This is a genomic window from Amphiplicatus metriothermophilus (assembly GCF_900199215.1).
GTDB classification, from domain to species: Bacteria; Pseudomonadota; Alphaproteobacteria; order Caulobacterales; family Parvularculaceae; genus Amphiplicatus; species Amphiplicatus metriothermophilus.
On record NZ_FZQA01000008.1, the window covers coordinates 127,527 to 140,133 of the forward strand.

The window sequence follows — 12,607 nt, forward strand, 5'->3', positions numbered from 1 at the left end:
CCGATCCCCGCAGTCAGGCTCTTCGCGCCGCTTCGCGCGGCGTTTTTCGGGACGCAACAGCACGCAACGGCGAATCGGTAACAGCTTGGAACGCGCGAATAAAGCCTGGGGCAGGGGGGAGGGGGACCGGCTGGCCGGGGGCGAAAGTTTCCACCTTTTTGTGCATGGCGCCCCTAGAAAAATCAAAGACTTGGTCGAAAAGCGGGGAAAGTTATCCCCGCCCTTCCGGCAGGTCGTAGCATGGGCCCCGTCAGGTCTTCCCCCGCCTGACGCGCCGGCCGCTTCGGCGACGCGCTTCCTGCGCGGCGCGGAGAGCCGGCGCAGGCGGCCGCGCTCGCGCGGCGCGACGCCCCCTCCCGCCCTGCGGGGCGGCCGCCTCATGCGGGGAAGAGGGCCGCCGGCCGCGCTGCGGCGAATTCCGCCTTGGCCTTGGGCCGACGCTGGCCTAAGCCGTGCGGGCGCAGGTCTTGCACCGATGCAAGGATGCAAGGCCGCAAGGCGCGAGGCTGGAGGAGGAGGCCGGACGGGCCGGCGCGCGGCGCCGGCGCGGCCGGGAGAAGGATCGGAGCCAGACGGATGACGACCGCGTCACAAGCGGCGGCGACGGCCGCTGCAGGTCAAAAGGACGGGAACGCCGAAGCCGGGACGAAATGGGTCTATCGCTTCGGCGCCGGGCGCGCGGAAGGCGACGCCTCGATGAAGAATCTGCTGGGCGGCAAGGGCGCAAATCTCGCCGAGATGTCGAATCTCGGTCTGCCGGTGCCGCCGGGCTTCACCATCACCACCGAGGTCTGCGCCTATTACTACGCCAACGGCCGGCGCTATCCGGACGGCCTTGTGGACGCGGTGAACGACGCGCTCGCCGAGATCGGCCGCCAGGTGGGCCGGACCTTCGCCGATCCGAAAAATCCGCTCCTCGTTTCGGTGCGCTCGGGCGCGCGCGCGTCCATGCCGGGCATGATGGACACGGTCCTCAATCTCGGCCTCGCCGACGATACGGTGAAGGGCCTCGCCGCGCTCTCCGGCGACGCGCGCTTCGCCTATGACAGCTATCGCCGCTTCATCCAGATGTATTCCGACGTCGTGCTCGGCGTCGAGCATCACGTCTTCGAGGAGATTCTGGAGGCCTACAAGGAGCAGAAGGACTATTTCCTCGACACCGAGATGAAGGCCGAGGACTGGCGCGCGGTCATCGATCAATACAAGGCCGCCGTCGAAAAAGCCCTCGGCAAGCCTTTCCCGCAGGATCCGCACGAGCAGCTCTGGGGCGCGATCGGGGCGGTCTTCGGCTCCTGGCGAAACGAGCGGGCCGAAACCTATCGCCGGCTGCACAACATCCCTGAAAGCTGGGGTACGGCGGTCAACGTGCAGGCGATGGTCTTCGGCAATATGGGCGAGACCTCCGCGACGGGGGTGGCGTTCACCCGCGACCCCTCCACGGGCGAGAAAGCCTATTACGGCGAATTTCTCGTCAACGCCCAGGGAGAGGACGTGGTCGCCGGCATCCGCACGCCCCAGGCGCTGACCCGGCGCGCGCGCCTGAGGGCGGGCGAGGAGGCGCCGTCGATGGAAGAGGCGATGCCGGAGGCTTACGCCGAGCTCGCCGCCATCTTCGACAAGCTCGAAAAGCATTACCGCGACATGCAGGACATCGAATTCACGGTGCAGGAAGGCAAGCTGTGGATGCTGCAGACGCGGACCGGCAAGCGCACGGCGAAAGCCGCGCTCAGGATCGCCGTCGATCTCGCCAAGGAAGGGCTCATCAGCGAGGAAGAAGCGGTGATGCGCGTCGATCCGCGCTCGCTCGACCAGCTTCTCCATCCCTCGCTCGACCCTGACGCGCCGCGCGATCTTCTGGTCAAGGGCCTGCCCGCCTCTCCGGGCGCGGCCTCGGGCGAGGTCGTCTTCTCCGCCGACGAGGCCGAGCGTCTCGCCCAGGAGGGGCGAAAGGTCGTCCTCTTCCGGGTCGAGACCTCGCCGGAGGACATTCACGGCATGCACGCAGCCGTCGGCGTCGTCACCGCGCGCGGCGGCATGACGAGCCACGCGGCGGTGGTCGCGCGCGGCATGGGCCGGCCCTGCGTATGCGGCGCGGGCGATCTCAGGATCGACGAGAAGGCCGGGACGTTCGCCGTCAACGGCCGCATCGTGAAGAAGGGCGAGACCGTCACCATCGACGGGGCGGCGGGGGCGGTCTACGCCGGCGCCGTGGCCACCGTGCAGCCGGAGCTTTCCGGCGATTTCGCCGAGCTCATGCAATGGGCCGACCGGGCGCGCCGGATGAAGGTGCGCGCCAACGCCGAAACGCCCCAGGACGCCGAGACCGCCCGCGGCTTCGGCGCGGAGGGGATCGGCCTGTGCCGCACCGAGCATATGTTCTTCGACGCCGACCGGATCGTGGCGGTGCGCGAGATGATTCTCGCCGAGGACCGGCCTGGCCGCGAGGCGGCGCTGGCCAAGCTCCTGCCCATGCAGCGGGCCGATTTCGAGGCGCTCTTCAAGGTGATGCGCGGCCTCCCGGTGACGATCCGACTGCTCGACCCGCCGCTGCACGAGTTCCTGCCCCATTCGGACGCCGAGATCGACGAGGTGGCGAAAGCGTCCGGCATGGACGCGGCCAAGCTCAAGACGCGCGCCCAAAAGCTCAAGGAGTTCAATCCGATGCTCGGCCATCGCGGCTGCCGGCTCGGGATCTCCTATCCCGAAATCTACGAGATGCAGGTCCGCGCAATTCTGGAGGCGGCGGTCAACGTCGCAAAGGCGACGGGCGAGCGCGCGACGCCGGAGATCATGATCCCGCTCGTGGCGATGCGCGAGGAGCTGGCCGTGCTCAAGAAGCGCATCGAGACGGTGGCCGAGGCGGTGTTCGCCGAGGCCGGAACCCGGCTCGACTATCTCGTCGGCACCATGATCGAGCTGCCGCGCGCGGCCCTCGCCGCCGACGCCATCGCCGAAGAGGCGGCCTTCTTCAGCTTCGGCACCAACGATCTCACCCAGACCACCTTCGGCCTGTCGCGCGACGATTCGGCGTCCTTCCTGCCGGAGTATCTGCGCCAGAACATCCTCGCGCGCGATCCCTTCGTGACCCTCGACCGGGAAGGCGTGGGCGCGCTGATCGAGATCGCGGCCGAAAAGGGCCGGAAGGCGCGGCCGGACATCAAGCTCGGGATCTGCGGCGAGCATGGCGGCGACCCCGATTCGATCGCCTTCGTCGAGGGCGTGGGGCTCGATTACGTGTCCTGCTCGCCCTATCGCACGCCGATCGCAAGGCTTGCCGCCGCGCAGGCGAGTCTTTCGAAAAGCGCGCGATGAATCAACGGATTGTTAGGTTAACGTCTCTCGCGGCTGTGGAAATTTCTTTTATAAATCAAACTCTTAATCATCGCGCCGATTTGGTTAACAAAGGGTTAAGGCGCGCATTTTTCATTTGCGCGCTCACCCTGCGGGCGCCATATAACCCCTGCAAGGCGCGATTCCGGACGGGGGTGCGGGCGCGTCTTTTGCATCTCTTGGGCGTTGCTGGCGCGGGCTGAAACGCCGGCGCGGCGGCGAAGCCGGGGGGCGAGACGAAAACCGGCGCAGAACGCGCCGTTACTCGCGGACCGGAAACGGCCGGATCAGGCGCAGTGTTGCGTCGGGACGGCCGAGCAAGGAACGAGCGTAACGGATGACCACGCTTGGGCGACAGAACGGACGGACCGGCGCGCCGGGCGCGCGTGACGCGGCCGACGCGCATGACGCGCCCTGGGGCGACGTCAATCTGACGGCGCGCAGCCTTCTGGCCGCCGCCGCCCTGTCGGTCTGTGTGGTGCTGGCGGCCCTGAGCGGCGCCGCCACGGCCGAACGCGCGGCGGCCGTGCGCGCCGCAGATGCGGCGCTCGCCGAGGACGCCGCGCTGTTCGCCGAATACGCCGCCTTTCTGGCCGGCGAAACCGCGCGCGCGCGCGCGCGCCTCGACGCTCCGCGAGTGAAGCCCGCCAAGCCCGTTCGCGCGATCCTCGCTCATTACGACCCGGCCGCCGATCTGGTCGACTTCGATTTCACCCAGCTCGAAGTCGCGCGCATCGACGCCGAGGAGCGGCGCTGTCTCGCCCAGGCGATCTATTACGAGGCGCGCTCCGAATCGCGCATCGGCCAGCTCGCGGTCGCCGACGTGGTTTTGAACCGCGTGGCGAGTCCGCTTTACCCGAACAGCATCTGCGAGGTGGTCTATCAGGGTTCCGAGCGGCGCACGGGCTGCCAGTTCACCTTCACCTGCGACGGCTCGATGAAGGCCCGCCTCAACCAGCGCAAATGGGCCGAAGCCGAAGATCTCGCCGGGGCGATCCTTGCGGGCCTGCGCGTTCCGGTCAGCCGCAACGCGACGCATTATCATGCGGACTACGTCTCCCCGCCCTGGGCCGAGCGTCTGACGCCGACCGCCGCAATCGGAACGCACCGGTTCTATCGGTTCCCGACGCGCACGACGGTCGCCTCCGCCGCGCCGGTCGAGGGCGCGCGGTAAGCGGAATATCCGTATAGGGATTTAATAACGGCGCTGCGCTTCAGGGCGCGGCTTTGACGGCGCGCGTCAGACGAAATCGAGTCCCAGATCGAGCGCAGGCGCGGAATGCGTGATCCAGCCGGACGAGATATAATCGACGCCGGTCTCGGCGACGGCGCGCGCAGTGTCGGGCGTGACGTTCCCGGATGCTTCAAGCGCGGCGCGGCCCCTGGTCATATGGACGGCGCGCTTCATGTCGTCCACGGACATATTGTCGAGCAGGATCGCGTCTGCGCCCTCGGCGAGCGCGGTCTCGAGCTGGGAAAGTCTGTCGATCTCGATCTCGATCCTGACCATATGGCCGGCGGCCGCGCGCGCGGCGCGCAGGGCCTGGGCTACGCCGCCGGCCGCGGCGATGTGATTGTCCTTGATCATCATCGCGTCATAAAGGCCGAAGCGGTGGTTGAGCCCGCCGCCGCAGCGAACGGCGTATTTTTCCAGCGCGCGCAGGCCCGGCGTCGTCTTCCGCGTGCAGACAATTCGCGCCTTCGTTCCCGTGACCGCCGCGACCAGCGCGGCGGTCGCGCTTGCGACTCCCGACAGATGGCCGAGAAAGTTCAGCGCGACGCGTTCGGCGGTCAGGATCGCGCGGGCCGCGCCTTCCACGGCGAACACGGTCTCGCCCGGCGCCGCGCTTGCGCCGTCGCCGCGTTCGACCTTCACGTGAAGGGTCGGGTCGATAAGGCGAAAGACCGCGCGGGCCGTCTCGACGCCGGCGATGACGCCGGCCTTGCGTGCGGCGATGACGGCCCGGGCCTGCGCGCGCGCGGGGATGCAGGCGTTCGTCGTAATGTCGCCGGCCTCGCCGAGATCTTCCTTCAGCGCGCGCGCGACGATCTCCTCGACGATGAAATCGGGAAGGAGCGGGGTCGTCATGGCGTCTCTCCCAGGTCGGCGCCGGAGCCGTCGGCGGCGATTTCCGTATGGAACGGTTCTTTCTCCGTTTGCGGAAAGTCCTCGCGGAAATGGGCGCCGCGGCTTTCCTCGCGCATTAGCGCGCCCTGGGCGATCAGCTCGGCGGCGATGAGCGCGTTTTTGAGGCCGCTGGTCGTCTCGGCGGCCTCGTCCAGGCGGCGGATCGTCTCGATCGCGCGGGCGAGGCTCTGCTTCGAGCGGATGAGCGCGCAACCCTCCGCCATCGCCGCGCGCAAGACTCCCAGCGCTGCGGCGGGGGCGGGTTTGGGCGCGAGCGCGAAACGGTCGGCGGGCGCGGCCGCCCGCCGGGGGGCGCGCAGGTCTGCTTCGCGCAGGTCGTCTGCGATGCGTCCGCCGAATACGATCGCCTCGAGAAGCGAGTTCGAGGCGAGTCGGTTCGCGCCGTGAACGCCGGTCGAGGCGACTTCGCCGACCGCCCGCAACCCCTCGACGCCCGTCCGGCCGTCGAGATCGGTCTTCACCCCGCCCATGTGGTAGTGGGCCGCCGGCGCGACCGGCATCGGCGTCGTGCGCGGATCGATTCCGGCCTTGCGGCAGGCGGCGAAGACGGTCGGGAAAGCCTCCGGGAAGGCCGCGCCGACGGCCTCGCGCGCGTCGAGAAAGGCGCCGCGGCCGGCCTTGCGTTCGGCCTCGACGGCGCGCGCCACGACGTCGCGCGGAGCGAGGTCGCCGGCGCGGTGATAGTCGGTCATGAAGGCCCGCCCCTGGCGGTCGACAAGCCGCGCGCCTGCGCCGCGCAGCGCTTCGGTCGCGAGCGGCGCCGGGTCCGCGCCGATATCGAGCGCGGTAGGGTGGAATTGCACGAACTCCGGGTCGCGAACGACCGCCCCGGCGCGCGCCGCGATGGCGAGGCCATGCCCCTGCGCCTGCACGGGATTGGTGGTCACGGCGTAAAGCCCGCCGAGGCCGCCGGTGGCAAGAACGATTTCAGCGGCGGCGATCTCCATGCGCTCGCTGCGCGCGATGTCGACGGCGAGAACGCCGCCAACACGGCCTTCCTGATCGAGGAGCAGGTCTTCGACGACGATCCGTTCACGGAGCGCAATATGACCAGCGGCTCGCGCAGCCTTGACGAGGGCGCGCATGATCGCCGCCCCGGCCTGATCCCCGGTCGCATGCACGATGCGGTCGCGGCAGTGGGCGGCCTCGCGGCCGAGCCGGAAAGACCCGTCCGCAGCGCGGTCGAAGGGAACGCCGAGCCGCGCGAGGTCCTCCACCGCCGCCGGTCCTCCGTCGACGAGGACGCGCGCGGCCGCCGGGTCGACGAGGCCGGCGCCGGCCTCCATCGTGTCGGCGAAATGCAGGTTCGGCGTGTCGTCCGGCCCGACGGCGGCGGCGAGCCCGCCCTGCGCCCAGGCGCTCGAGCCGCCCTCGCCCAGGGGGCGGGCGGTGAGCACCGTCACGGGGCGGGGGGCGAGCTTGAGGGCCGTGTAAAGCCCTGCGATGCCGGCGCCGATGATGAGGATGTCGGACGGCTTCGCCAAACCTAGCTCCGCTCAGTTCTTCGAGGGCGGGACGTCGGCGGCCGGCAATCGGGAATCGGCGATCGGACATAGACCGAGAGCGGATGCGGCTGCGTCATCGTCAGGCTCCCTGGCGTCCGGTCGCCGTTTGCAGATTATGGAAAGTTATCCGCGCTCAAATCAACCCTAAACCCGCGCCTCGATCGCCGACACCTCCGGCGCATGCTGATGGCGGTACATGGAGCGGCGCTTAAGCGGCAGGGCGATCATGCGCTCGATGGCGCGGCGCGCGCGCGCGGCGACCTCTGGGTCGACCGTCACCTCGTGGGTCATGGTCTCGAGCGAGCGCAGGATGCCCTGAAGCGTGATGCGCTTCATATGCGGGCAAAGATTGCAGGGCCGCACGAACGTCACGTCCGGGTTTTCCAGGGCCACATTGTCCGACATCGAACATTCGGTGATGAGCACCACGTTTTTCGGCTGGTTCTCTTTCACATAGTCGCTCATGCCGCTCGTAGAGCCGGCGAAGTCGGCCTCGGCGAGCACGTCCGGCGGGCATTCCGGGTGAGCGAGCACCACGACGCCCGGATGCGCCTCGCGAATCTCGCGGATGTCCTCGGCGGTGAAACGCTCATGCACCTCGCAGGCGCCGGCCCAAGTAATGACCCGGATGTCGGTCATCGCCGCGACGTTCCTGGCCAGATACTGGTCCGGCAGGAAGATGACGGCGTCGGAACCGCGCTCGGCGCAAATATGCTCGACGACCTCGACGGCGTTGGAGGAGGTGCAGCAGATGTCGGATTCGGCCTTCACCGCGGCGGAGGTGTTCACATAGGTCACGACCGGGACGCCCGGGTATTTCTGCTTGAGCAGACGCACGTCCGCAGCGGTGATCGATGCGGCGAGCGAACAGCCTGCCCGCAGGTCGGGGATCAGCACCGTCTTGTCCGGGCAGAGAATCTTCGAAGTCTCGGCCATGAAGTGGACGCCGGCCTGAACGATGACCTTGGCGTCGGTCTTCGCGGCCTCCTTCGCGAGCTGCAGGGAGTCTCCGGCGAAGTCGCCCACGCAGCGAAAGATCTCCGGCGTCATGTAATTGTGAGCGAGAATGACGGCGCCGCGCTTTTTCTTCAGTTCGTTGATGGCGGCGATATAGGGCGCGTGGAGCTTCCACTCCGCCTCGGGGATGGCTCCGGCCACGCGCGGGTAAAGATGGTCCGTCGCCTCCTTGACCGCCTGGGTGTAGGGAAGGGCCGGCGCTGCGGGTTCTTGGCCGAAAGCGGGCATAAGCGCCTCCTTAATAATACTCCGGCGGAGCATATATGGGGCCTAAAAAATGGCCCTCAAGGGCAACGGCCGGCAGCTTATCGCCGCAAAGAGGTCCGTCAATAAAAATTCACGAAGCGCGGCGGCCCGCCGCGTCGCAGGGCGCTCAAGTCCGTCCCAGCGAAAAAGCGGGCGCAAGGCGCAGACGCGGGATGGTCAGTCCCTTCCCGGCCCGGTCTTTCAGGGCGAGGCGGTTGGCGCGGAACAGCGCGGCAGGTCGGCCTCCGGTTTGCTGGGCGGTGCGCCGCGTGCGTATGACGAGCCCCGACTGCTCCGCCGAGCGGCGGAAGTTCTGCTTGTGCAGCTCGAAGCCGACGATGGCCTCGACGATGCGCTGGAGGGTGAGCAGCGTGAACTCGGGCGGGGTGAGCTCGAAAATGATCGGACGGTATTTCAGCTTGCCGCGCAGGCGGCCGATGGCGGTCGCCAGAATCCGACGGTGGTCGGAGGCCATGTCCGCCCCGGTTCCGGCAAGCGCGCGCGCTGGCTGCAGATTGCGGTCGCGCGCGGCTTCGGCGACGAGGCCGGCTTCGTACATGAGCTCATAACGGTCGAGGGCGCGCTCCTCCTCCCAGCCGGCGCCGTCGAGGCCGAAGGCGAGACGGATGCGATCGCGCCGGGCCGCGGCCGCATCGCGCGCGCGCGCGCCGCCGGCCCAACGCGCCAGCGCAGGCAAAATCGCATCGCCGAGACAGGGAGGCTCGCCGTCGCGCCAGTCCTCCCAGGGAAAGAACTCGTACCAGTCCCGCCAGGCCGCGTCGGCGGCGTCGACCGCTGCTGGCTCCGGGGCGAGCGCCAGATAGCCGACCGAGACGATCCGATCGCCCGCCGCGCCGCCGGCCAGCGCCGCCAGCGGCGCGTCGCGTCCCTTGTCGCCGAAGGTGTAAAGTTGCTCGACATAGCCGAGGCTTACCTTGGTCTGCTTCTCCACCCATTCGCGCAGGCCGATCTCAAACGTGCGGTGACGCTCCGGATCGAAGGGGCCGTATGGCAGCCGCCAAAGGCCGTTTTCGCTGCGAACGCATAAAACCTTCGGCCGCTCGCGTTCGACGACAGCGAGCACCGCATTGAGGCCGATCGCGACCCGCGCCGGATGAAGCTCGGAAAGCGCGTTCATTCTCACCGCATAGGCCAGAAGCGAGAGGCGAGGGAAGGGAAAGAAAAATGCGAACGGGCGACTGAAAGCAAGTAGCCGGCGCCGCCAGGCCGCCGGCAAGGCGGTTATCGGCCGATTTCGCTTTCTCGACGCTGTTCAGGCCAGCCGCAGCGTCACCATCGGCGCGCGAATGGTCGGGATCGGCGGCGGCAGATCCTCGATCGCTTCGATCATCCGCCCGTCGCGGCCCATCAACTCGTCGGCGTAGGCGACCAGCAGCGGGCAGGGATCGGCGAAGGGGGCCGCCGCGCGCAGGCGCGAGGCGAGGGCGGCCTCCGCCGCATTGGGCTCGCGCAGGCACATCACCACGAAAGCGGCGGCCGTCGAGCGGGAGACGCCCCGGCTGCAATGAACGAGAATGTCGCCGCGCCCGTCCCATTTCCGGACGAAGCGTACGATGTCATTCGCCCGTCGGCGCGCGGCGGCGTTGATCGATTCGCCGCAGGACTCCCGGTCGACGTAAAGCTGAAGATGCCTCTCCGCCGGCAGGGCGTCGAAACAGGGCACGGCGTCGTCGTCGGAGAGGAGAGAAATGACGCATGCCGGCTTGTATGCGGCATAGGCGCGGCAGGCTTCCGACAGGGAAGACACGATCAACATGCGCTTCTTTTAGCGCTCACGCGGGGCGGGCATAAAGCCGGGCCGCATCACAGCCCGTTGAAAGGGCGATCACATTTGCGCCGGCGCGTCGAGCGCGGCGCTCAATTCATGAAAGCGCCGGAGATAGGCGGCCTGCGCGTCCGCCGTCGACATGATTTCGAGCGCAAGCGGCGCGACGCCCCGCGGCGCGCCGAAGAACCGGCGCGCTTCGACGGTGTCGAAGCCGGCCAGCTGCGTCGCCTCGAAAAAAGCGCTCGTCTTGTCGGCGCGCTTGATCGTGCGTTCGACCGTTTCAGGCAGGACGGCGGGCAGGCCGAAGCGCAGATGGATCGCCTCCTGGAGGCGCCGCTCAATTCGCTTGTAATGATCGCCGAGGGCGGATTTGAACGGGCTGATCATGTCGCCGATGACGAACTCCGGCGCGTCATGCAGGAGCGCGGCGAGCCGCCAGCGCGCCGGCCAGCCTGGCTTTATCTGCACGCAGAACGCCTCCACCAGAAGGGAGTGCTGGGCGACCGTGAAGGGCAGCGGGCCGGCGGTCTGGCCGTTCCAGCGCGCCACGCGCGCCAGGCCGTGCGCGATGTCCTCGATCTCCACGTCGACCGGCGAGGGATCGAGCAGATCGAGCCGGCGGCCCGACAACATACGCTGCCAGGCGCGCGGCGGCGCGTCGGCTCTGGCGGGACGGGCGGATAGGCGGGATCGTGTCAAGGTGCGTTCCGTTCCGAAAGCGCTCCGCCTAGCAAAGCCCGGCGGGGGCGCGCAAGCGACGCGGTCGTCGAGCGCCGTTCGCGACGGAGCGCGGCTGGCGCGCGCCGAGCCGTCTTGCCCTGCGTCGCGCGGCGACGCATCCTCGCAGAAAGTGACGCGCGTATTGCAGAAAACCCGCGCGCCGAGAAAGATCCGGTCGCGCCGCCCGAAGAAGGGGAAGAGCGATGACGATATCCGATATGACGCAAGAAAGCGAAACGCGCCGGAGCGGCGGGGGCATGACGTGGCTGTGGCTGCCGCTGATCCTGATTTTATTTGTAGGCGGCGCGTTTTCGATCGCCGTTTACATGCATGAGCCGTCCTTGAGCGCGGGGGAGGCGTTTGCGGTCGGATTCGGCGGGCTGGCCGCGCTGATCGCAGGCCTGTTCGCATCCGCCGTCGGCGTGATCGTCGGGCTTTTCGGCGCGTTGATTGGCCTTGTGGCCGCGGGCGGCGCAATCGCTATGACTCTCTTCATTATCGCATCGCCGATTCTGGCGATCGTGCTTCTGTTCCTGCTGCTGCGTCGGCGCAAGAACGAGTGTCCTGACCCGAGCGTTCACTGACGGCCGCTGTCGATCATCAGAATCGCAGCCGATGACCGAAGCGGAGCGCGAGGCTCGAGACTTCGGAGCGAAACGCGCCGGGGAACTTGTCGCGTTCGAGAATCGCCGAGTGTCTGAAAGAAAGATCTCCCGTTCCGGCGCAGGCTCCCAGCGCAAGCGGCTGAACAGCGTGAACTCTTCGGATATGTTGTCGTACTGAACGTCAGTCTTCAGCGAGAACGTCGGAGAGAAAGCGAGCGTCGTTGCGATCGTCGCGACATGGATGACCGCTTCGCCAGCCGGCAGAGAGAATTTCGAATATTCATATTCGGCGGCGAGGCGGACATGCCGGCTCGGCTTGGCGCTTTATGCGGCCTCGATCGCCAGGATGTCGCCGTCGTAAATCTCGCCCCAGCGCTTCGACGCCCGCCGCATAGGCCCGCGCTTCGGTCAGATCCAGCTCATATTGGGTGAAGCGATATTCGTCGCCTCGCCGGCGAGGTCGTCATGGGTGAGGACGACGCCGATTCGCGTGCGGTCGATATTCGCCCAGCGTATTTCTTCGTTCGCGCGGCGAATGGTCCGCACGATCTGGAAGTTCCAGGCGTCGAGCGAAGCGTCGAAGGAGTTGGATTGAAACGGAATCCTGAACTCTGCGACCCAACCGTCTTCGGCCACGCGCGCTGCCGCATTCCATACCGTGTCCAATTCGTCTCTGAAGACGTTGTCGTTTTCTATGAGCGCGTCGCTGCGCGCGCCGTTCGGATTGGTGGCGAAGAAATAGCCGTCGCGGAACGTGCCGAAGGAATCGATGATGATCCGAATCGCGTCGTCGTCCTGAATAGGCGGGTCGCGTTCGAGCAGATTGCGGCGAATCCGTCGAGGTTCGTCGTCATAGACGTAAACGCCCACATAAAGATTGCGCGCATCGTACATCACATAGGCGCGGGCGGGCTGGCTTGGCGGCGCGCCCTCCGTCGGCTCGATCTGATAGAAATCTTCGATCGGGGCGGCCGTCGCCCAAGCCGGATCGCGCAGGCTCCCGTCGATCACTGGCGCTTCGTCTTCGCCGATGCGGGCGGCCTCAACCTGCGGCGTATAATCAGCGAATGAGCGGGCAAGTTGCGCCTGCGCCGCCGACGCGACGAGCGCGCCGAAAAACGCAGCCATGATAACGTGCCGAAACGCCGTCATGGCGTCCCGGAACGGGACGCCGGTCCGTTTCGTCTGTGCCGAAATCGATTATTCATTGCGCCCCTACGCCATGCCCTCGCTGAGGTGGTTATGA

The 12,607-nt window shown here is 67.6% G+C and carries 10 protein-coding genes; 3 read left to right on the top strand and 7 right to left on the bottom strand.

The window, feature by feature from the left end; translation table 11 throughout:
• The first annotated feature begins 696 nt into the window (after positions 1–696).
• The gene (ppdK, locus tag CHB64_RS13860; protein WP_375790373.1) at positions 697–3,312 is read left to right on the top strand and encodes a pyruvate, phosphate dikinase; all 2,616 of its coding nucleotides are present in this window, start codon (positions 697–699) and stop codon (positions 3,310–3,312) included.
• Between the two features lie 355 nt (positions 3,313–3,667).
• Positions 3,668–4,504: a cell wall hydrolase gene (locus tag CHB64_RS13865; protein ID WP_089413214.1), complete on the top strand. Its 837-nt coding sequence runs from the start codon at positions 3,668–3,670 to the stop codon at positions 4,502–4,504.
• Positions 4,505–4,570: 66 nt separating this feature from the next.
• Here the strand turns inward: CHB64_RS13865 and nadC are convergent, their stop codons facing one another.
• The 6 genes from nadC to CHB64_RS13895 all read right to left on the bottom strand — a co-directional run bounded on the left by nadC (position 4,571) and on the right by CHB64_RS13895 (position 10,669).
• Positions 4,571–5,419 (bottom strand): carboxylating nicotinate-nucleotide diphosphorylase, encoded by an 849-nt coding sequence (gene nadC, locus CHB64_RS13870; protein ID WP_089413215.1) that lies wholly within the window; start codon positions 5,417–5,419, stop codon positions 4,571–4,573.
• Positions 5,416–6,963: an L-aspartate oxidase gene (locus tag CHB64_RS13875; protein WP_089413216.1), complete on the bottom strand. Its 1,548-nt coding sequence runs from the start codon at positions 6,961–6,963 to the stop codon at positions 5,416–5,418. Before CHB64_RS13875 ends, nadC begins: the two co-directional genes overlap by 4 nt.
• A 165-nt stretch (positions 6,964–7,128) precedes the next feature.
• A complete protein-coding gene (gene nadA, locus CHB64_RS13880; protein ID WP_089413217.1) occupies positions 7,129–8,229 on the bottom strand; it encodes a quinolinate synthase NadA in 1,101 nt (366 codons plus the stop codon).
• 145 nt (positions 8,230–8,374) lie between these two features.
• Positions 8,375–9,385, bottom strand: coding sequence for an NUDIX hydrolase (locus CHB64_RS13885; protein WP_089413258.1), 1,011 nt, complete (start codon positions 9,383–9,385; stop codon positions 8,375–8,377).
• A gap of 135 nt (positions 9,386–9,520) precedes the next feature.
• The gene (locus CHB64_RS13890; protein WP_089413218.1) at positions 9,521–10,024 is read right to left on the bottom strand and encodes a protein-tyrosine phosphatase family protein; all 504 of its coding nucleotides are present in this window, start codon (positions 10,022–10,024) and stop codon (positions 9,521–9,523) included.
• A gap of 69 nt (positions 10,025–10,093) precedes the next feature.
• The gene (locus CHB64_RS13895) at positions 10,094–10,669 is read right to left on the bottom strand and encodes a YfbR-like 5'-deoxynucleotidase (protein ID WP_089413219.1); all 576 of its coding nucleotides are present in this window, start codon (positions 10,667–10,669) and stop codon (positions 10,094–10,096) included.
• 290 nt (positions 10,670–10,959) lie between these two features.
• Between CHB64_RS13895 and CHB64_RS13900 the strand changes: the two genes are divergently transcribed.
• A complete protein-coding gene (locus tag CHB64_RS13900; RefSeq protein ID WP_089413220.1) occupies positions 10,960–11,340 on the top strand; it encodes a hypothetical protein in 381 nt (126 codons plus the stop codon).
• A 429-nt stretch (positions 11,341–11,769) separates the two neighbouring features.
• Here CHB64_RS13900 and CHB64_RS13905 read toward each other — a convergent pair whose 3' ends face one another.
• Positions 11,770–12,489, bottom strand: a complete 720-nt coding sequence (locus tag CHB64_RS13905; protein WP_159462513.1) for a carbohydrate binding family 9 domain-containing protein — start codon at positions 12,487–12,489, stop codon at positions 11,770–11,772.
• Between the last annotated feature and the right edge of the window lie 118 nt (positions 12,490–12,607).

Bases quoted from the DNA above. Each gene is read 5' to 3' on its own strand.
- ppdK (WP_375790373.1), top strand. From the start codon at position 697: ATGAAGAATCTGCTGGGCGGCAAGGGCGCAAATCTCGCCGAGATGTCG.
- CHB64_RS13865 (WP_089413214.1), top strand. From the start codon at position 3,668: ATGACCACGCTTGGGCGACAGAACGGACGGACCGGCGCGCCGGGCGCG.
- nadC (WP_089413215.1), bottom strand. From the start codon at position 5,419: ATGACGACCCCGCTCCTTCCCGATTTCATCGTCGAGGAGATCGTCGCG.
- nadA (WP_089413217.1), bottom strand. From the start codon at position 8,229: ATGCCCGCTTTCGGCCAAGAACCCGCAGCGCCGGCCCTTCCCTACACC.
- CHB64_RS13885 (WP_089413258.1), bottom strand. From the start codon at position 9,385: ATGAACGCGCTTTCCGAGCTTCATCCGGCGCGGGTCGCGATCGGCCTC.
- CHB64_RS13890 (WP_089413218.1), bottom strand. From the start codon at position 10,024: ATGTTGATCGTGTCTTCCCTGTCGGAAGCCTGCCGCGCCTATGCCGCA.
- CHB64_RS13895 (WP_089413219.1), bottom strand. From the start codon at position 10,669: ATGTTGTCGGGCCGCCGGCTCGATCTGCTCGATCCCTCGCCGGTCGAC.
- CHB64_RS13900 (WP_089413220.1), top strand. From the start codon at position 10,960: ATGACGATATCCGATATGACGCAAGAAAGCGAAACGCGCCGGAGCGGC.
- CHB64_RS13905 (WP_159462513.1), bottom strand. From the start codon at position 12,489: ATGGCTGCGTTTTTCGGCGCGCTCGTCGCGTCGGCGGCGCAGGCGCAA.